Below are 18,769 nucleotides of genomic sequence, written 5' to 3'. Positions count from 1 at the left end.
GAGCCTCACCCGAGGCTGCCGGCGAAGCGCTCGGCAAAGTGTTCGCGTCGGAAAGCGTCGACGACGAAATCGATGAAGACGCGGGTTTTCCCGGGCAGCAGCCTGCGGCTGGCGAAGTAGATCGAGAGCGCGCCGGCATCGGCATACCAGCGGGGCAGCACCCGGACGAGGTTACCATTTTCAAGATGCTGCAGTGCGTCCGGCACCGCGATCATGGTGACACCAAGCCCCAGCAGGGCGGCTTGCCGCATGGCGGCCGGATCGTTGACGACAATGGTCTCGCGCGGTGAGCCCGCCATCTCATTGCCTGCGGCATCCCGCATCGTCCAGTGACGGATGCGGCCGGTACTGAGCGAGCGCATGAGAATGCCATCGAAGGCGGCAAGGCCGGAAGGATCGGTCGGAGGCGTCTGCGCTGCCATATAGGCGGGCGAGGCGACGGCGATGACGTGGACCGGCGCCAGCGACCGCGATACGACGCCCGGCGAGAGGTCGAAGCCACCGCCGATTGCCGCATCATAGCCCTCGGCCACGAGGTCCACCGGTCGGTTCTCGAAATGCCATTCCGGGCGGATGAGCGGATAGCGCATGAGAAATGCCGGCAGCAGAGGCAGGCAATAGGCGATGCCAAACGTCGGCGACAGGCTGAGCTTGAGCACGCCGGCTGGTTCGCTGCCGCCACTGGACGTTGCCGCAATGGCGTCCTGCAGCGCTTCGAGATTGCCGCCAATGTCGTGCAGAAGACGCTCGCCGGCTTCGGTCAGCGCGAGTTTGCGCGTCGAGCGATGGAACAGGCGCAGGCCGAGATTGCGCTCCAGCATGGCAACGTTGCGGCTGACGGCGGCAGGTGTCAGCCCGAGCAGCCGCGCGGCGGCGGAAAAGCCGCCGGCTTCCGCACTGCGAACGAAGGATTCGAGGTTGGCGAGCGTCTCCATCGTTCTCCGTAACGAACAATCTTCAACTGATGTTTGAGAATAAGACAAGCAAATACCGGCTAATCCTAGGCCAATAAAAGGGCGATATCCACTCCACACGAACCAACGGAGTGAAGATCATGAACAGCATCGGCATCATCGGCGCCGGCAATATCGGCCAGGCATTCGCCCGAACGCTGGCCAGGAACGGCATCGAGGCCACCATCGCCAACAGCCGCGGCCCGGAGACACTGGCGGAACTCGTTACGTCAATCGGCCCCTCGATCAAGGCCGGCACACTGCAAGAGGCGGCGGCCAAGGACATTGTGCTTGTCGCGGTCAACTGGTCGAAGCTTTCGGGAGCACTTGCCGGCCTGCCCGACTGGAACGGGCGCATCGTCATCGACGCCAACAACTCGATCGAGGCGCCGCTGTTCAGGCCGGTCGATCTCGGCGGCCGTTTCTCAAGTGAGGTGTTTACCGATCTCGTGCCTGGCGCCAGGGTGGTGAAGGCGTTCAACCATTTGCTGGCACAGCTGTTGGCCGACGACCCGGCGGCGGAAGGCGGCAAGCGCGTGCTGTTCTATTCGGGTGACGACGCGCAGGCCAAGGCTGAAATCGGCGCGCTGATCGGCAGGCTTGGCTTCCATGGCATAGATCTCGGACCGCTGGCGCTCGGCGCTCGCCTCGTCCAATTTCCGGGCGGTCCGTTGCCGGTCCTCAATCTCGTTCGCTTCGAATAATGCACCCAGGCTGGCGTCCTCTTGCTGGCGACCAGCCCGTCGTTTAGCCGTTCAGCGAAGCTGGGCCGCTGACGAACGGGCTCTTTCTGACATGGAATCGCAGCAGGCGGTCCGCATCTTTCGAAATACCGATCCTGACGCTTTCCCCTATTTCGTCGGGTTCATGATCATCGCGTGCCAGCCATAGCGGGCCTTTGCGGCAAAGATCGAGCCCGTCGAGCGAACGATCGATCCGCAGTGCCTGGGCTAGCCTTCCCGGTCCTCGCGCAAGGTCGCGCAAGCGCTCGATGCCGCGATTGAGCCGCATGAGCGCAATGCCTTCGAGCGGTTCGAGCGCCCTGATGAGCACGCCGGTTCCGACCCCTGCCATCTCGCTCGAGACGTTGAGCATGTAGGAGATGCCGTAGGCGAGATAGACATAGGCGTGCCCAGCGTCGAGAAACAGCGAACGGTTGCGCGGGGTCATCCCCCGATAGCCGTGCCCGGCGGCGTCACCGGTCACATAGGCCTCGGTCTCGACGATGCGGCCGCTGGCGATGCCTTCGGGCAGTTCGCGCACCACGATCTTGCCGATGAGAGTGCGGGCAAGGGATGCTGTATCGTCGGGCAGCTCAGAACGCGTGAGCGGGCGGTAGATGACCATGTTCAGCCCGCCGACGATTTGGAGGCGGGCGAGGAGTGATCCAAGGCGAAACCTGCCTCAGATCCATGTCGGACCCCTTGGACATCTCGTCTCAAGCCGCCGCCATGATCCCGGCATAAGTGCCGAAATCGACATTGCCGCCGGACAGCACCACGGCAACGCATTTGCCGGACAGTTCGATCTCGCCCGACGACAGCGCCGCCAACGCCACGCAGCCGCCGGGCTCGACCACCAGCTTGAGATAGGCCATGGCGTCGCGCATCGCCTGTGCCGTCGCCTTGTCGGAGACGGCGATGCCGCCTGCCAGGTTCCTGCGGTTGATCTCGAAGGTGATCAGGCCGGGCTCCGCGGTCAGGATCGCGTCGCAGATCGACGCGTGGCCGGGTTCGTTCGACACCCTGGCGCCGGCGGCCAGCGACCGGCGGGTGTCGTCGAAATGCTCGGGCTCCACCGCCCAGACCGCAGTGTTGGGCGAGGCGTCCTTGACGGCAACCGAAATGCCGCTGGTCAGGCCGCCGCCGCCGCAGGGAATGACGACCGCGTCGAGGTCGACGCCAAGCGCTTTTGCCTGGCGCATCAATTCGAGGCCGATCGTGCCTTGGCCCGCAATGATGGCCGGGTCGTCGAAGGGTGGCACCAGCACCATGCCTCTTTCCACGTAAGGGCGAACCACGCTCATGCGGTCGTCGCGAAAGCGGTCGAACGGCACCACCTCCGCCCCCATCTTGCGGACGTTAGCGATCTTCATCGCCGGCGCGTCTGAAGGCATGGCGATGACCGCCTTGACGCCGAACATCGCGGCCGAAGCGGCGACACCCTGCGCATGATTGCCCGACGAGAAGGCGACGACGCCCTGGCTGCGTTCTTCGTCGCTCAGCGACGACAGCTTGTTGTAGGCACCACGGAACTTGAACGAGCCGGTACGCTGCAGCGTCTCCGGCTTGAACAGGATGCGGCCGCCGAAGCGCTTGTTCAGCTCCTGCGATTCGATCAACGGGGTTTCGACGATCAGGCCGGCGAGACGCGCGGCGGCGGCGTGGATGTCGGCGATGCCGGGAGGGGTGGTGGCGGTCATGTGAGGTCCAGTGGACAGGGGTCTTTCCATGATGCCCGCAAAGGGAGGTGGCGCACCATGGGAAAAATGTGACCGTTACAAGGTTTAGCGAGGCGGTCGCCAACGCCTCGGCTGCACGCCTCCCTCCGGCCTGCCGGACATCTCCCCATGGGTGGGGAGATCGGCTGGGTATCCGCTTTCGCCAATTTCCAACGTTGAAGAAGGGGCACACCTAATGAAGCTGCCAATCTCCCCCTCGTGGGGGAGATGTCCGGTAGGACAGAGGGGGGGCGCCTTCCCGCCGCCGTCCCACGAGTTCACCCCAACAGCGTCCTCTGCCTCTTGCTCCCACCCAGCTTGCGCCAGTTGTTGAAGCGGTGGCTGGCGGCGGCAAAGGATATCTTCATCTGCTGGGCGACCGAATAGCGCGACTTGCCCTCGTCGAACATGCGGTAGCAGCACTCGACGCCTTCCTCGGTCAGTTTGCCGTCCGGCGCCTTGTTGTGCGGATTGGCGGGGTCGAATTTCTCGACCTGCTGCTCGACCAGGCCTTTCAGGCGCTGCAGATCGGCTTCGATGCTGGCGATGAGATCGAGAACGGGCTTTGGGTCATAGGGATGCGGAGGCTGTTTTGCCGTCATCTGCGGGTTCCTTGTTCTGGCTGGGTTGAATTATATAGGTGAACATTCACTGATAATGAAGGGGTCGGCCCGGCATGCGCGCTTCAACAATTCTTGACCGCGACCCAAGCGCGCAATTGACCGGAGGCACTTTGAGCCCTAGTTTAGAATAATTCTAAACTAGGGTGAATTCCTCATGCTTTCCCGTGTTTTCGGCTTCGGCCGCCGCCCCTTCGAATCGCTTTCCGAACAGGAGATCCTGGCGCTGGCCATTTCGTCCGAGGAGGATGACGGTCGCATCTATCGGGCTTATGCCGACGGCCTGACGGAAAACTTCCCCCAATCGGCAAAAGTGTTCGAGGAGATGGCCGAGGAAGAGGATGGCCATCGCGATTCGCTGATCGAGCTTTTCCGCAAGCGTTTCGGCGAGCGCATTCCGCTGATCCGGCGCGAACATGTGAAGGGCTATTACGAGCGCAAGCCCGACTGGCTGGTCCGGCCGCTCGGCATCGAGCACGTGCGCAGCCAGGCCGAGGCGATGGAGCGGCAAGCCTACCTTTTCTATGTCGAGGCTGCCAAGCGCACGGCGGATGCCTCGACGCGAAAACTGCTCGACGATCTGGCGGTGGCCGAACTGGGCCATGAGACACTGGCGCAGCGGCTGGAGCAGAAACATGTGCCGGGCGAAGTGAAGGACGAAGAGACCGCCGCCGAGCAGCGCCAGTTCATCCTCACCTATGTGCAACCAGGGCTGGCCGGGCTGATGGACGGATCGGTGTCCACACTGGCGCCGATCTTTGCTGCCGCCTTTGCCACGCATGACACCTGGCAGACGCTGCTGGTCGGGCTTGCCGCCTCGATCGGCGCCGGCATTTCGATGGGCTTCACCGAAGTCGCTTCAGACGACGGCAAGCTGTCGGGCCGCGGCTCGCCGCTCAAGCGCGGTCTGACCGTCGGCATCATGACGACGCTGGGCGGTCTCGGGCATGCACTCCCCTATCTCATTCCGCATTTCTGGACGGCGACCGGGGTTGCCGCGGTGGTGGTGTTCTTCGAATTGTGGGCGATCGCTTTTGTCCAGAACCGCTACATGCAGACGCCCTTCCTGCGCGCCGCCTTCCAGGTGGTGCTGGGCGGCGCCCTGGTGTTCGCGGCCGGCGTGCTGATCGGGAATGCGTGAGTAGCCTCACTCACCCATTCACCGCCCGACTGTCGGCCGGCGCCTCGTCCCTCTCCGTCAGCCCATAGTCCCTCACGACGTGGGCGATGCGCAATCGGTAGCCGGCAAAGATGCCGCCGCGACCGGCCTTCTGCGCCTGCCGGTGTTCCTCGGTGTTGCGCCAGTCCTTCACGGCTTCCTCATCTCGCCAGAACGACAGCGACAGGATGCGGTTCGGATCGGCCAGACTCTGAAAACGCTCGATGGAGAGAAAGCCGTCAATGCCGTCGAGCAGCGGACGCAGGTCCGCGGCGATGCTCAGATAGGCATCGCGCCGACCCTCCGCCGGCTCGACCTCGAAGATGACGGCAATCACGGCAGCACCAGTTTCGCGTGCGGGCCTGAGGCCAGTTTCAGGAACATGCGATCCTCCTTCAGGATGAATCTCTCGCGTTTGGCGAACTCGTAGTTTGCCTTGCCGGCGGGATCGGCGGCAAGCCGGGCGCGATAGGCTTCGTAGGCGGCCAGGCTTTCGATGTTATAGGCCGCATAGGCGGTCGTCGCCGAGCCCTCATGCGGCGCGTAATAGCCGATCAGATCGGCGCCGCAGCGCGGAATGGCCTGACCCCAGTTGCGCGCATACTCCTCGAAGGCCGCCTTGCCGAACGGGTCGATCTCGTAGCGGATGAAGCAGGTGATGGTCATTGTGGTCTCCTCGGCTTGCGTCGATAGTTTGAACGGCATCGAAACGTCGTGCCGACTGGTCTGCTAGGGCTGCCAGAAGGACTTCGCGCATTCGCGGCGCACGTCTTGCCGCGTCAGGCCAAGGTCGCGCAGCTGATGGTCGTCGATCTCGGCAAGATCGAGACGCTGCAGATGGCGGTCATACCAGCGGGCCAGCAGCCGCGAACGCAACCAGCTGACGAACGGGAAGAACCGACGGCTGTGGAGCGGGGCTGAGGGGAAAGCGGTTCGTGCGGCCATCGTCGTCTCCTTGATCTCACCGGAGAATAGTGATTATCTGACAAGAACGCTTCGATGAGGAACGAACTATGCGCGAAGGACCCGACATCGCCGGCATCGCCAGCCTGGTCGGCGACCCGGCACGGGCAAACATGCTAAATGCCCTGATGGGCGGCACGGCGCTGACAGCAAGCGAGCTGGCGCTCGAGGCCGGCGTCTCGCTGCCGACCGCCAGCTCGCACCTGGGCAAACTGATGGAAGGTGGGCTGCTCACGGTGGCGAGCCAGGGCCGGCATCGCTATTACGGCCTCGCCGGACCGCAGGTGGCGGGCATGATCGAAGCCATCACAGGCGTCGCGGAAGCCGTCGGTCCAAAGCGTGTGCGGCCGGGTCCGCGCGATGCAGCGATGCGCGTGGCGCGCGTCTGCTACGATCACCTCGCCGGCGAGCAGGCAGTGGCGATGCTCGACCGGCTCGTCGCCAAGAACGTACTGGTCCGCGACGAACAAGAGATCAGGCTCGGGCCATCGGCGGCTTCGCATTTCGCCGCGATCGGCATCGACGTCTACACCAAGCCGCGCCGGCCGGTATGCCGCGCCTGCCTCGACTGGAGCGTGCGCCGTTCGCACCTCGCCGGCACGCTGGGCGCCGCCATCCTCGACAAGATCCTTGCCGAGAAATGGGCGCGCCGCGAGAAGGACAGCCGCGCGGTGATTTTCTCGCTGCCGGGCAAGCAGGCTTTCGAGAAGGTGTTTCTGAGCTGAGGAGCCGACGCTGATTTCGTCACGCTGGCGGGCCAGCGGGGGCGCGAAGGATCGCTGCGCTGGCAAATTGCGCGAACTACCCCCGCTTCAACGCCTTCCCCTGCTTGAAAAATTCCCTCCACGGATCGGCTTTCGCCAGCTGCTTCAGCGTCGTCTTGTCGCCGATCGGGAAAGCGTTCGGCGGCAAGCCGGCCTCGATCTCTGGCCAGGTCACCGGCATCGACACGGTGGCGCCCTTCTTGGCGCGCGAGGAATAGGGCGCGACCGTCGTCGAGCCCCTGCCGTTGCGCAGATAATCGACGAAGATCTTTCCCGTGCGCGCTTTTTTCGACAGCGTCGCCGTGTAGCGATCGGGGGCACCCTGCTCCAACGCGCGGGCAAAGTCATGGGCGAAGCCCTTCACCGCATCCCAATCCGCCGCCGGTTTCAGCGGCACCAGCACGTGATAGCCCTTGCCGCCCGAGGTCTTGACGAAATTCGGCAGCGACAGCTCGTCGAGCTTGCCCCGGATATCGAGTGCCGCCTCGCGGACCGCCTTCACATCGACACCTTCATCGGGATCGAGATCGAAGATGATCTGGTCGGGCTTCTCGATCTCATCGATCGTGCACCCCCAGATGTGGATCTCGACCACGCCATACTGGACCAGTGCGGCAACACCATCGAAATCCCGGATGAACAGGATTTCCTCGCCGTCGGTCGGGTCCTTCATGCGCGCGATCTTGTCGCTCATGCCAGCCGAGGCATGCTTCTGGAAGAAACGCTGGCCGCCGACACCGTCCGGCGCCCGCACCAGGCTGAGCGGCCGGTTGACCACGAACTGTTCCATGCGCGGCCAAACCTGTGCGTAATGGTCGAGCAGGCCCTGCTTGGATATGTTTTCGTCCGGCCACAGCAGCTTGTCGGGATGCGAGAGTTTGACCGTGGTCGTCATCGACCCGGCGGCTTTGCCGCCTGATGCCGGCTTGGCCGTGCTCTTGCCTGTCGATGGCATGCCTGTCGCCGCTTTGGGCTTTTCCTGCACGACTTCCTCCGCCGGCTTGTCCTCGCGCAACCCCTGGAACGAGGCGTGGCGTATTATACGGTCCGAGGTCCAGCTGCGAAACTCCACTTCGCCGACAAGTTCAGGCTTGACCCAGACCAGGCCCTTGCCCTTCGGCACGGCGGTGGAGAAGGGCGATGATTTTGCCGTCAATGCATCGAGTTTTGCCTTCAGCTCATTGGCGCCCTTGCCGGAAAAACCAGTCCCAACCCGGCCGGCATAATGCAGCTTGCCGCCCTCGTGGAAGCCGACCAGGATCGAGCGCAGTCCGCGCCCGGTCTTGTCCGACGGCAGGTAGCCGCCGATGACGAATTCCTGCCGCGCCGTGCATTTCGATTTGACCCAGGTCGGGCCGCGGCCGCTGCGGTAGGGTGCATCGGCACGCTTGGAGACGACGCCTTCCAGGCCCATGCGGCAGGCATGCTCCAGCATGATCTTGCCGGGTTCGGCGAAATGGTCGCTGAAGCGGACCGCCGCATTGTCGGGCTGTTCGCCGAGCAGTTCCTGCAAGGCCTGCTTGCGCTCGACCAGCGGCTCGCGCCGCAAATCCCTTCCATCGAGGCGCATCAGGTCGAACACGTAATAGATGAAACGATTGGTCCGCTTCGCCGACAGGTCTTGCTGCAGCAGCGCGAAGGACGAAACACCACTGTCGGCCAACACCACCACCTCGCCATCGAGGATGGCGTCGCTGCACTTCAGCCCGGCCAACTCCGCGACGATCTCGCCGCCGAATTTCTTCGTCCAGTCGAGGCCGGTGCGGGTCAGCAGCCGCACATCGGTGCCGGCGATCTGCGCCTGCATGCGATAGCCGTCGAACTTCACCTCATGCAGCCAGTCCTTGCCCGGCGGCGCATCACGCTCGAGCGTGGCCAGCTGCGGCTCGACAAAGTCGAGGCGTTTGCCGGCTTTTGTCTTGACGGCGGCCGGCTTGTTGGAATGCCATACTTTCGGCTTCTCGCCCTTCGCGGTCTTGCCCTCGCCGACCTCCTCGATGGTCAGGCCCGATTTCACCGATTCAGGCGCTTCCTTGAGGATGTCCTCGCCGGGACGCGCTGCGGCATCGTCCGACTTGATCAGCAGCCAGTTGTCGCGCTTTTCACCCGCACGCGGCTTCAGCCGCACCAGATGCCATGCCCCATACAGCTTGTGTCCCCTGAGCTCGAAGCTGATATGGCCCTTTTTCATCGCCTTCGCCGGGTCGATCTCGGGAATCCAGGTGCCCTCGTCCCAAACGATAACCGAACCGCCGCCATATTCGCCCTTGGGAATGGTGCCTTCGAACGGCGCATAGTCGATCGGGTGATCCTCGACATGGACAGCCAGTCGCTTCTCATGCGGGTCGAGGCTCGGGCCGCGCGTCACCGCCCAACTCCACAGCACGCCATCATGCTCGAGCCGCAAGTCGTAATGCAACCGCGTCGCGGCATGCTTGTGGATGACGAAGATGCCGCCGGCCTCGTCCTTCTTGGTCCGGGCGACCTTGCCGGCCGGTTCGGCGGTTTTCTTGAAATCGCGCTTGGAGTGATATTGTTCGAGGCTGGCCATTCGTTGGGTTCCTCAGGCCGATTTGCGTTTGGGCGCGCTGGCTTTCGACTTGGCGCGTTTGGCCGCTGGCCTGGCCTTCGCCGACGAAGATGTTTTCGATGACCCGGAGTCCGACAGGCTCTTCTTCAGCGCGTCGAACAGATTGACGACATTGGAAGGTTTGGGCGCCGCCTTAGCCTTCGGCGCCTTGTGGCCGGCCTTCTTGGCGCGGATCAGCTCCAGCAGCGCGTCCTCGTATTTGTCGTCGAATTTCGAGGGATCGAACTTCGTCTTCTTCTTGTCGATGATCAACTCGGCCAGATCGGTCATCTCCTGATCGGTCTTCACGGGCTCGATGTCGCCGAAGACGGTGTCCGGTTGCCGCACCGTGTTGTCGTAGCGCAGCGTCGTCAGCACCATGCCCTTGCCGAGCGGTTCGATCACCACCGGCCGTTCGCGTCGGTAGAGCACGATACGCGCCAGCCCGGCCATCTTCTTGCGCGCCATCGCATCGCGAATGACGGCGAACGCCTCTTCCGACACCTTGTCGGCCGGCGCCACATAGTAGGGCGTGTCGAGATAGATCTGCTGGATCGAAGCTTTGTCGACGAAGCCGTCGAGCGCCATCGTGTGCGAGGATTCGATCTGCACCGCCTCGATCTCGTCTTCCTCGATATGGATGAAATTGCCATCGTCGAGTTCATAACCCTTGATCTCGTCATCCTCCTCCAACGGCTTGCCGGTTTCGGCATCGACATAGAGGCGCTTCACCGTGTTGCCGGTCTTGCGGTTGAGAATGCGAAACGAGACCCGCTCCGTATGGGTGACGACATTGGTCAGTTCGACGGCACAGGTGACCAGCGAAAGCTTCAGATAGCCTCTCCAGGCCGGACGCGGCGCCATGATATCTTCCCTTCAGAACCAGATGAAGGTGAGAACGGACAGATCGCGCTCCAGTTCCGCGCTCCCGCGCCGATCTGGATGCCAAGGGGCCGCCTGAGTGGTTCTGGCCGCCAGCACGGAAATTTCGCGGGCTCGGCAAAAGTTGAAACAGAACCGCGCGCAGGCGACATTCAAACGAAACATATGTGATGCAAAAGTCACATTGGCCGGAATGCCAACCAACTGCACGGAAAGACCCCGAATCAGCCGCATTCCAGCCACGAAGCAAGGCATTTTCGACCAGATATTAACATCACGTTCACCGACTATTCACGCCTCGACGCTATGATGACCGCAATTCGGAAGGGACATCCGAAAATCGGGACAAGGACAAGGTAATGAACTTCCTCGCGCACCTCATCGGCTATGCCGCCGCCATCCGCGAATTCGTCGCGCCGACCTACCGGCCCGAACGCTATTACATGCGCGGCCCCGGCCCGGCCTGCGTCCGTCGCGGCAACTCGCTGGGCGCGCACTGATCATGGCTTTCGAAAATCGCCACAACAGCCGGATCTGCAGGCCGGCCGCCTCTACCCGCGCCACCACCTATCGCGCCGAGCGTCCCGCTCTCGCCGACAGGCGCCGTGCGACATCGCCACGGCTTTGATACCATCGCTGGCCGGCTTAGTGTCATAGGACACGAGCAGCCGAGGCCAGCGTGACGGACCATCTTCAACCAGTTCGACCCCAGTCAACTCGTCCCTTCGAAACAGTTCTCGACTCACGCCATCCATTGATCGTTTTCGATGGCGTCTGCGTGCTCTGCTCCGGTTTCGTGCGCATGGTGGTCAAGCTCGACCGCCAAGGCCGTTTCCGCTTCGCCACCGCGCAGTCGCCCTTCGGTGAAGCGCTGTTCCGGAAGCATGGACTGCGCACCGACTCTTACGAAACCAATCTCGTCCTGATCGACGGCGTCGCCTTCACGCGGCTGGACAGTTTTGTCGCCGTCATGGCGGAACTCGGCTGGCCTTGGCGGGCGGCCAAGGCACTGTTGCTGTTGCCGCGCCCGCGGCGTGGTTGGCTCTATGATCGCATCGCCAGGAACCGCTACGCCCTGTTCGGCAGGAAGGATGCTTGCGACATTCCTTCTCCGGAGCTGCGCAAGCGGTTCCTTGGCTGAGGGTGTGGCTATGCGCTACCGCGGCTGGCTCGTGCCATCCGGCCGGCACGGCTCGAGCACGATCGGTCCGCCTGCCGTCCTCCCCAATTCCCGGCAGCCCTGAACCGTGCACAGTGTCCAGCCGTCGCTGGTTGCACCTGAAGCGGCGAGCACGACGCGCCGCTGCGGGCCGACATCAGGCGCATAGCTCCACCAACCCTCCTTCAGCACCGCGCCTTCCGGTGGCTCCATGCCGGCGCCCGAGCCCTCGATCCGGGCTTCGACCACCTGCAGGCTGGAGGACGTGACCTTCCAGTCTTCTTGCCAGCGCGTCCGTTCCACCGAATGCGTCCAGGACAGCGTGAAGGCGGCGACGGAGAGCGTTGCCGTCTTGCCCGCGGCCAGGATGCACAGGCTCATGTTCTGACTGAAGCCTGCCGCGCGCGAAAACAGTGCCAGCCGATCCAGGCCAGCGCCAGCACCCAGCCGGCCTCGTCGGTGAGCGGCACCGCGGCGACCAGCAGCACGCCGGTCGCGAAGGCGACGAGCCGCTCCCACCACGCCATGCGGGTGACCAGAAAACCGACGGCGGCGGCACCCCACAGCACGATGCCCATGCACGCTTTTGCGACGATGTAGGCGACCTCGACGGGATAGCCGAACTGGGCGGCGATCGGACCTGCGTCCTGCAGCATCAGCGCCGGCGTGTAGACAGCCATGAACGGCACGACGAAGCCGGCAATGGCCAGCTTGGTCGCCTGGATGCCGATCTTCAGGCCGCTTTCCCTGGCCATCGGTGCGGCGGCGAACGCCGCCAGCGCCACCGGGGGCGTCAAATCGGCCATGATGCCGAAATAAAACACGAACATGTGGCTGACCAGCAGCGGCACGCCAAGCTCGAGCAGCGCCGGCCCGGCCAGCGACGAGGTGATGATGTAGTTGGGAATGGTCGGAATGCCCATGCCCAGCACCAGGCAGGTGACCATGGTCAGCACCAGCGACAGGAACAAATTGTCCTCGCCGATCGAGATGATCCAGCCGATGAAGGTCGAGGCGATGCCGGTCAGCGTCAGCGTGCCGATGACGATGCCGACAATGGCGCAGGCAATGCCGACCGGCAGCGCGTTCTTGGCGCCTTCGGCGAGCGAGTCGACACAGATTTGCAACGTCTCGCGGCCGCCCTTGAACGTGAAGCAGGCGACGACCAATGCGGCGATCACCAGGCCGAGGAGGTTGACGCCGAACTTCATGAACGAAGCGGCGGCAAGCCCGAGCGCGATCCAGAACACGATGCGGAAGGCCAGCGGCCCGATCGCTGCCGCCAGCGGCGTGCCGAGGATGAGCACGATGGTCAACGCCAGGCCCATCGTGCCGGCGAAGATCGGCGTATAGCCGGCAAACAGCAGGTAGATGAGCGCTGCCAGCGGCAGCACCAGCGGCCAGTGTTGCCGCACTGCGTCCCACGGATTGGGCAGCTCGGCCTTGGCCATGCCGTGCAGGCCCGCCTTGCCGGCTTCCAGATGCACCTGCCAGAAGCAGGCGCCGAAATAGAGCAGCGCCGGGATGATCGCCGCCTTGACCACTTCGGCATAAGGCACGTTCAGCGTCTCGGCCATGATGAAGGCGACCGCACCCATTACCGGCGGCATGATCTGGCCGCCCATCGAGGAGGTCGCCTCGACGGCGCCGGCAAAAGCCGAGCGGAAGCCGAAGCGCTTCATCAGCGGGATGGTGAACTGGCCGCTGGCCACCACATTGGCGACACCCGAGCCGGAAATGGTGCCCATCAGCGCCGAGGACAGCACGCAGACCTGCGCCGGGCCGCCGCGCCACGAGCCGACCAGGCCAAGCGCGAAATCGTTGAACAGCGCGATCATGCCGGCGCGTTCGAGAAAGGCGGCAAAGACGACGAAGATGAAGATGTAGGCAGCCGAGACATAGATCGGTGTGCCGTAGATGCCTTCGGTGCCGTAGGCGAAGGTGTCGACGAGCTGGGCGAAATCATAGCCGCGATGGATGAGCGGCGGCGGCAAATGGCTGCCGAAAAAGCAGTAGGCGAGGAAGATGAAAGCGATGACCGCCAGCGGCAGGCCCATCAGCCGCCGCGCTGCCTCGAAGACCAGCACCACCAGCACCGCGCCGACGATGAGGTCCGGCGTGGTCAGGAAGCCGGAGCGGCGGATCAGATCGGTGTAGAACACCCAATTGTAGAGGCCGGTGCCGAAGCCGAGCGCCCCGAGCGTCCAGAACGCGGCTTTCGCCGGCATGCTCTTGGCGCGCAGATTGGCGATCAGGCCAAAGCCGAGCAGCAGCAGGAAGCCGACATGCATGGCCCGCACCACCTGGCTCGGAATGCTGCCATAGGCGGCGACATAGATCTGGAACACGGAAAAGGCGACGGCGATGAGAAAGGCGGCTTTGCCCGCAAGGCCGTCGCCGAAGCCCGGCGGCAGCCCTTCGACCTGTTCTTCGACGGCAGGCAGATGGAAGGTGGCGGATTTGCCGTCGGTTGACGTTCCAGACGTTGCTTCGGTCATCCGACGGACCCGCCCTACTTCAACAAGCCCTTCTCCTTGTAGTACCGCTCGGCACCGGGGTGCAGCGGCACCGGCATGCCGTCGAGCGCCTTGGCCGGGTCGATCGCCTTGGCGGCGGCATGCGCCGCGGCCAGTTGGTCGAGATGGTCGAACATCAGCTTGGTCATCTGGTAGGCGGTCTCGTCGGAGACATCGGCGCGGGTGATGAGGAAATTGCCGACGGCGGCGGTGGCGACATCCTCGCTTTGGCCTTCATAAGTGCCCTTGGGAATGACCACCGACAGATAGGGCGCGCCGATCTTGGCGACGTCCTCGGCCGGCACCGCCACAACATTGATCGGCACGGAGGTGGCGAGGTCGCGGATCGAGGCGACGCCGAGCCCGGCCGATTGCAGCGTGGCGTCGAGCTGCCGGTTCTTGATCAGCTCGACCGATTCGGCGAAGGGCAGATACTCGACCCGGCCGAGATCCTCATACTTCAACCCGGCGGCGGCGAAGATGGCGCGGGCATTGAGCTCGGTGCCGGAGGCCGGCGCGCCGACCGACAGGCTTTTGCCCTTGAGGTCGGCCAGCGTCTTGATGCCGGACTCCTGGCTGGCGACGATCTGGATGTAGTTGGGATAGATGGCTGCGATGCCGCGCAACTTATCGAGCTTGCCGGGGAAACCAGCCTCGGCATTGCCTTCGGCGGCCAGCTTGACGGAATCGCCCAGCGCAAACGCGATCTCGCCCTTGCCCTGCTGCAACAGATTGAGGTTTTCGACCGAAGCCTTTGTTGCCTGCACCTGGGTGCGGGCGCCTTCGATGCCCTTGCCGTAGATTTCCGACAGTGCCACGCCGAGCGGATAATAGACGCCAGATGTGCCGCCGGTGAGCACGTTGATGAATTCCTGCGCCTTGGCGGAAACAGCGCCTAGGCCAAGCGACAGCGCCACGGCGCCGGCCGCAACAAGTTTCGTCCTGAAATGGAACATCTGATTTCCTCCCTGAAATAGCAGCCGCATCACCTCCCTGACGCGAACAGAAGCGAGTTTAGACAGCGAGATGGAAATGCCAACCCGCAATCCCATGCGTTAGACGAATGGTTGAGTGCGGGATGCACAGATGGCCGCTTGCGTGAAATGTCTTCGGAGCCGAAAGATTTTTCCAATGCCTGTCGAAATCGGCCAGGGCCGCGCGACATACGTCCGGCTCGCAAAGGAAGCAGCCTTCGAAACAACGGGAGAAGACCATGCGATACATGCTTTTGATCTACGTCAATGAAGCCGCGATGGCGGCCGCGCCGACCGATAAGACCTACGAGATCAGCGCTGCCTATGGCGCGTATACCGATGCGTTGAAGAAATCCGGCGCCTGGCTGGCCGGCGACCGGCTGAAGCCGACCCAGGCCGCCACTTCGGTGCGGATGGTCAATGGCAAGACCAACGTGCTCGATGGCCCCTATGCCGACACCAAGGAGCAGCTTGCGGGCTTCTACATGATCGAGGCCGAGGATGCCGATGCCGCTATCGCCTGGGCGGCGCGCTGCCCCGCGGCCAGCGCCGGCACGGTCGAGCTGCGGCCGATCTGGGAACAGACCATGTGATGGAAAGTGGCCTGGAGATCGCGCGGGCGGCAGCGGAAACCGCCGCCCGGCAAAGCTACGGCAAGCTTGTCGCCTGGCTCGCGGCCCGCACGCGCGACGTGGCCGCAGCCGAGGACGCGCTGGCCGATGCCTTTGCCGCCGCCCTCGAACGCTGGCCAAGAACCGGCGTACCCAAGAAACCGGAAGCCTGGCTGCTGGCGGTGGCAAGGCGGCGCCGCGTCGATGCGGTGCGGCGCCGGCTGACCAGCGAGGCCGGCCGCGAGCATCTCAAGCTGATTGCCGAGGAAGCGGAGGCGCGCATGACCGACGAAGACCTGCCCGACGAGCGGCTGCGGCTGATGTTCGCCTGCGCCCATCCGGCGATCGAATCGAGCGTGCGTTCGCCGCTCATCCTGCAGACGGTGCTGGGGTTCGACGCCGCGACGATCGCTTCCGCCTTCCTGGTCTCGCCGGCAACGATGGGCCAGCGCCTGGTGCGAGCCAAGTCCCGAATCCGTGAAACCGGTATTCCGTTCCGCGTGCCGGAGCAGGCCGAACTCGGCGAACGGCTGGATGCGGTGCTGGAAGCGATCTACGCCGCCTTCGCCGAAGGCTGGTCCGACCCGGCGGGCACCGAGACGCGAAGGCGCAATCTGGCGACCGAAGGCATTTGGCTCGGCCGGCTGGTGGCTTCGCTGTTGCCGGAGGAGCCGGAGGCGCTGGGCCTCCTGTCGCTGATGCTGTTTGCTGAGTCGCGCCGCGCCGCACGGCGCAGCGCCGCCGGCGACTTCGTGCCGCTGGCGGAACAGGATTGCCTTCTATGGGACCGCGCCCTCATCGATGAGGCGGAGGCGCTGCTTTCCCACGCCGCGGCCAAGGGCATCATCGGCCGCTACCAGCTTGAGGCGGCCGTGCAGTCCGCGCATGCGGCACGACGGCTGACCGGCCGCACCGACTGGGCGGCGATCCGCGAGCTCTACGATGCGTTGCTTTCGATCGCAGGATCGCCGGTGGTGGCGATAAACCGCGCGGTGGCGATCGCCGAGGCCGAGGGCGCAGTGGCGGGATTGGCGGCCCTCTACGTGCTGGGCGACGACAAACGGCTTGATGACTATCAGCCCTATTGGGCCGCACGCGCCGGTCTCCTGGCCAGGCTTGGTCAGGTACTGCAAGCCTGCGAAGCCTATGACCGGGCGATCGGCCTCGAGCGCGACCCGGCGGTGCGCCGCTTCCTGCAGGAAAAGCGGGCAGTGCTCAGAAATTGAGCTTCAGCCCGGCCACATCTCGTGCGAGGTGTTGAGCGTCTTCATCAGCGGATGGTCGCGCAGCCGCGCCCACAGGCGTTCAATGTTCGGCCATGCCGTCCGCGCGCTGTCGATGTCGGGATGCCAGGCCACCAGCATGACCAGATAGATGTCGGCCAGCGACATCCGGTCGCCGACCAGCCAGTCACGGCCTTCAAGCGCGGCATCCAGAACGGCAAAGCCACGGTCCATCTCGGCCACGGCTGCCTGCTTGACCGCCTTGGTGCCTTCGGGATCGGCAGTGTAGCGGTATGCGTAGTAGAAACGCAGCACCGCCGGATAGAGCACCGACGACATGAAGGCCATCCAGCGCAGGAAATCGGCGCGGGCAGGCGCGTCTGCTGCCGGCGCCAAATTGGCATCGGGATGACGCTCGGCAAGCAGGATGCAGATCGCCGCCGATTCCGTCATCGAGCTTCCGTCCGGCAAGGTCAGCACCGGCACCTGGTTCAACGGACTGATGTCGAGGAAGGCGGGGTCGGGCCGGTCGGTCTTCGGCACGTCGATCTGCTCGAACTGTGCATTCGCCAACGCCAGCGCTGCCTCGACGACGAAGCCGCCGCTGCCAGGACGGGTATAAAGCTTGTACATGAAATTCTCCCCCGGCCGCGCAAAGCAGGCCGGGGCGATATGAACCGGAAGCGGTGCCGCGCTCAAGCCGCCGATGGCGGCCACGCGCGTTTTTTCAGCGGGCCAGCTTGGACGCGAAGGAGCGTCGGACTACGATCCCAGCCCCTCGAACAGGATTGTCGACAGATAGCGCTCGGCGAAGGACGGGATGACCACCACAAGATTTTTGCCCTTGTTCTCCGGCCGCGAGCCGACGACGATAGCCGCCTGCAGGGCGGCGCCCGAAGAGATGCCGACCGGCACGCCTTCGAGGCGGGCGACGAGGCGGGCATTGGCCACCGAATCCTCGTTCGACACCTTGACGATCTCGTCATAGATCGTCGTGTCGAGGATTTTGGGCGCAAAACCGGCGCCGATGCCCTGGATCTTGTGCGGGCCGGGCTGGCCGCCCGACAGAACCGGCGAGGAGTCGGGCTCGACGGCGACGACATGCACGGAGGGCTTGCGCTTCTTCAGCACCTGGCCGACGCCGGTGATTGTGCCGCCGGTGCCGATGCCGGCGACGAAGATATCGACCTCGCCATGCGTATCGTTCCAGATTTCCTCGGCCGTCGTCGTGCGGTGGATTTCCGGATTGGCCGGGTTCTCGAACTGCTGCGGGATGATCGCATTGGGGATCGTCGCTGCCAGTTCGTCGGCCTTGGCGATGGCGCCCTTCATACCTTTCGGACCCTCGGTCAGCACCAACTCGGCGCCGAGCAGCGCCAGCATTTTCCGGCGCTCGACCGACATTGTTTCGGGCATCGTCAGGATCAGCTTGTAGCCCTTGGCCGCGGCGGCGAAGGCAAGCGCGATGCCGGTGTTGCCCGACGTCGGTTCGATCAGCGTTGTCTTGCCGGGAGAAATCTTGCCTGATGCCTCAAGCGCCTCGATCATCGCCACGCCGATGCGGTCCTTGACCGAGGCGATCGGATTGAAGAATTCGAGCTTGGCGATGAGATTGGCGACGATGCCCTTTTCCCTGGCGAACTTGTCGAGCCGCACCAGGGGAGTGTCGCCGATCGTATCGGTGATGGAATTGTAGACGCGGCCGCGGCCGGGCACGCGGGCTGATGTGGCGGACTTGTTCATTTGTTTCGCTCCCAGAACTTCAGGCGAGTAAGGATTTCAGGCAGTGGAATTGCAGCCGGCAAGATAGGGCCTTCGGTCGCGCAAGATAGACTGTCGGCTGAAAATATCCGAGTGGGACCTGTGTCTAAAACCGTGCCGTCCCGGAAAAGCATTTCTCGCAAAGGCCCGTTTGCGAAATGCTTTGGCGGAAAGC

Annotated in this window: 21 protein-coding genes; 7 read left to right on the top strand and 14 right to left on the bottom strand. The window is 63.9% G+C overall.

The genetic code is table 11. The features are described 5' to 3' along the window. Nucleotides 1-5: 5 nt before the first annotated feature. Nucleotides 6-935, bottom strand: coding sequence for a LysR family transcriptional regulator (locus tag LB559_RS19755; protein WP_224674787.1), 930 nt, complete (start codon nt 933-935; stop codon nt 6-8). Between the two features lie 119 nt (nt 936-1,054). Between LB559_RS19755 and LB559_RS19750 the strand changes: the two genes are divergently transcribed. Next, nucleotides 1,055-1,657 carry an NADPH-dependent F420 reductase gene (locus LB559_RS19750; protein ID WP_224674786.1) on the top strand — a complete coding sequence of 201 codons (603 nt, stop codon included), beginning with the start codon at nt 1,055-1,057 and terminating at the stop codon, nt 1,655-1,657. A 43-nt stretch (nt 1,658-1,700) separates the two neighbouring features. On the opposite strand, the gene LB559_RS19745 is transcribed toward LB559_RS19750, so the two are convergent. The 3 genes from LB559_RS19745 to LB559_RS19735 all read right to left on the bottom strand — a co-directional run bounded on the left by LB559_RS19745 (nt 1,701) and on the right by LB559_RS19735 (nt 3,995). Further along, nucleotides 1,701-2,300 carry a DNA-3-methyladenine glycosylase gene (locus LB559_RS19745; protein ID WP_063173460.1) on the bottom strand — a complete coding sequence of 200 codons (600 nt, stop codon included), beginning with the start codon at nt 2,298-2,300 and terminating at the stop codon, nt 1,701-1,703. A gap of 91 nt (nt 2,301-2,391) precedes the next feature. Further along, nucleotides 2,392-3,375 carry a threonine/serine dehydratase gene (locus LB559_RS19740; RefSeq protein ID WP_027161221.1) on the bottom strand — a complete coding sequence of 328 codons (984 nt, stop codon included), beginning with the start codon at nt 3,373-3,375 and terminating at the stop codon, nt 2,392-2,394. A gap of 296 nt (nt 3,376-3,671) precedes the next feature. Then, a complete protein-coding gene (locus LB559_RS19735) occupies nt 3,672-3,995 on the bottom strand; it encodes a hypothetical protein (RefSeq protein WP_024502197.1) in 324 nt (107 codons plus the stop codon). 175 nt (nt 3,996-4,170) lie between these two features. On the opposite strand from LB559_RS19735, the gene mbfA reads away from it, so the two are divergent. Next, nucleotides 4,171-5,154 carry an iron exporter MbfA gene (gene mbfA, locus LB559_RS19730; RefSeq protein WP_013528652.1) on the top strand — a complete coding sequence of 328 codons (984 nt, stop codon included), beginning with the start codon at nt 4,171-4,173 and terminating at the stop codon, nt 5,152-5,154. Between the two features lie 10 nt (nt 5,155-5,164). Here mbfA and LB559_RS19725 read toward each other — a convergent pair whose 3' ends face one another. From LB559_RS19725 to LB559_RS19715, 3 genes are all read right to left on the bottom strand, one after another. Continuing rightward, the gene (locus LB559_RS19725) at nt 5,165-5,509 is read right to left on the bottom strand and encodes an antibiotic biosynthesis monooxygenase family protein (protein ID WP_013528651.1); all 345 of its coding nucleotides are present in this window, start codon (nt 5,507-5,509) and stop codon (nt 5,165-5,167) included. Continuing rightward, entirely contained in the window at nt 5,506-5,838 is a 333-nt protein-coding gene (locus tag LB559_RS19720) for an NIPSNAP family protein (protein WP_013528650.1), read from the bottom strand. Before LB559_RS19720 ends, LB559_RS19725 begins: the two co-directional genes overlap by 4 nt. A gap of 63 nt (nt 5,839-5,901) precedes the next feature. Then, a complete protein-coding gene (locus LB559_RS19715) occupies nt 5,902-6,117 on the bottom strand; it encodes a DUF1127 domain-containing protein (RefSeq protein WP_063169647.1) in 216 nt (71 codons plus the stop codon). 68 nt (nt 6,118-6,185) lie between these two features. Between LB559_RS19715 and LB559_RS19710 the strand changes: the two genes are divergently transcribed. Beyond that, a complete protein-coding gene (locus LB559_RS19710) occupies nt 6,186-6,860 on the top strand; it encodes an ArsR/SmtB family transcription factor (protein WP_063173462.1) in 675 nt (224 codons plus the stop codon). A gap of 76 nt (nt 6,861-6,936) precedes the next feature. Here the strand turns inward: LB559_RS19710 and ligD are convergent, their stop codons facing one another. Further along, on the bottom strand, nt 6,937-9,450 hold the full coding sequence (gene ligD / locus LB559_RS19705; RefSeq protein ID WP_224674785.1) for a DNA ligase D: 2,514 nt from the start codon (nt 9,448-9,450) through the stop codon (nt 6,937-6,939). A gap of 12 nt (nt 9,451-9,462) precedes the next feature. Continuing rightward, nucleotides 9,463-10,332 carry a Ku protein gene (locus LB559_RS19700; RefSeq protein ID WP_224674784.1) on the bottom strand — a complete coding sequence of 290 codons (870 nt, stop codon included), beginning with the start codon at nt 10,330-10,332 and terminating at the stop codon, nt 9,463-9,465. Nucleotides 10,333-10,709: 377 nt separating this feature from the next. On the opposite strand from LB559_RS19700, the gene LB559_RS19695 reads away from it, so the two are divergent. Both LB559_RS19695 and LB559_RS19690 read left to right on the top strand, forming a co-directional pair. Then, nucleotides 10,710-10,850 (top strand): hypothetical protein, encoded by a 141-nt coding sequence (locus LB559_RS19695; RefSeq protein WP_224674783.1) that lies wholly within the window; start codon nt 10,710-10,712, stop codon nt 10,848-10,850. A gap of 179 nt (nt 10,851-11,029) precedes the next feature. Then, on the top strand, nt 11,030-11,491 hold the full coding sequence (locus LB559_RS19690) for a DCC1-like thiol-disulfide oxidoreductase family protein (RefSeq protein ID WP_224674782.1): 462 nt from the start codon (nt 11,030-11,032) through the stop codon (nt 11,489-11,491). A 15-nt stretch (nt 11,492-11,506) separates the two neighbouring features. Here LB559_RS19690 and LB559_RS19685 read toward each other — a convergent pair whose 3' ends face one another. Genes LB559_RS19685 through LB559_RS19675 form a run of 3 tightly spaced genes read right to left on the bottom strand, consistent with a single transcriptional unit; the run spans nt 11,507 to nt 14,981 of the window. Continuing rightward, nucleotides 11,507-11,890, bottom strand: coding sequence for a DUF1850 domain-containing protein (locus tag LB559_RS19685; RefSeq protein ID WP_224674781.1), 384 nt, complete (start codon nt 11,888-11,890; stop codon nt 11,507-11,509). After that, nucleotides 11,887-14,007 carry a TRAP transporter permease gene (locus LB559_RS19680; RefSeq protein WP_224674780.1) on the bottom strand — a complete coding sequence of 707 codons (2,121 nt, stop codon included), beginning with the start codon at nt 14,005-14,007 and terminating at the stop codon, nt 11,887-11,889. Before LB559_RS19680 ends, LB559_RS19685 begins: the two co-directional genes overlap by 4 nt. Nucleotides 14,008-14,021: 14 nt before the next feature. Beyond that, the gene (locus LB559_RS19675; protein WP_224674779.1) at nt 14,022-14,981 is read right to left on the bottom strand and encodes a TAXI family TRAP transporter solute-binding subunit; all 960 of its coding nucleotides are present in this window, start codon (nt 14,979-14,981) and stop codon (nt 14,022-14,024) included. 257 nt (nt 14,982-15,238) lie between these two features. Here LB559_RS19675 and LB559_RS19670 point away from each other — a divergent pair, with 257 nt between their 5' ends. Next, on the top strand, nt 15,239-15,592 hold the full coding sequence (locus tag LB559_RS19670; RefSeq protein ID WP_013528640.1) for a YciI family protein: 354 nt from the start codon (nt 15,239-15,241) through the stop codon (nt 15,590-15,592). After that, a complete protein-coding gene (locus LB559_RS19665; protein WP_224674778.1) occupies nt 15,592-16,836 on the top strand; it encodes an RNA polymerase sigma factor in 1,245 nt (414 codons plus the stop codon). The genes LB559_RS19670 and LB559_RS19665 overlap by 1 nt, the downstream gene beginning before the upstream one ends. A gap of 3 nt (nt 16,837-16,839) precedes the next feature. Here the strand turns inward: LB559_RS19665 and LB559_RS19660 are convergent, their stop codons facing one another. Next, nucleotides 16,840-17,466, bottom strand: coding sequence for a glutathione S-transferase family protein (locus LB559_RS19660; RefSeq protein ID WP_024502187.1), 627 nt, complete (start codon nt 17,464-17,466; stop codon nt 16,840-16,842). A gap of 129 nt (nt 17,467-17,595) precedes the next feature. Further along, nucleotides 17,596-18,576 (bottom strand): cysteine synthase A, encoded by a 981-nt coding sequence (cysK, locus tag LB559_RS19655; RefSeq protein WP_013528637.1) that lies wholly within the window; start codon nt 18,574-18,576, stop codon nt 17,596-17,598. Between the last annotated feature and the right edge of the window lie 193 nt (nt 18,577-18,769).

Source organism: Mesorhizobium sp. BR1-1-3 (assembly GCF_020165455.1).
In the GTDB taxonomy this organism is placed as follows: domain Bacteria; phylum Pseudomonadota; class Alphaproteobacteria; order Rhizobiales; family Rhizobiaceae; genus Mesorhizobium; species Mesorhizobium ciceri.
The sequence above is the reverse complement of the archived record's forward strand: the minus strand, read 5'-3'. Positions and strand labels throughout refer to the sequence as shown.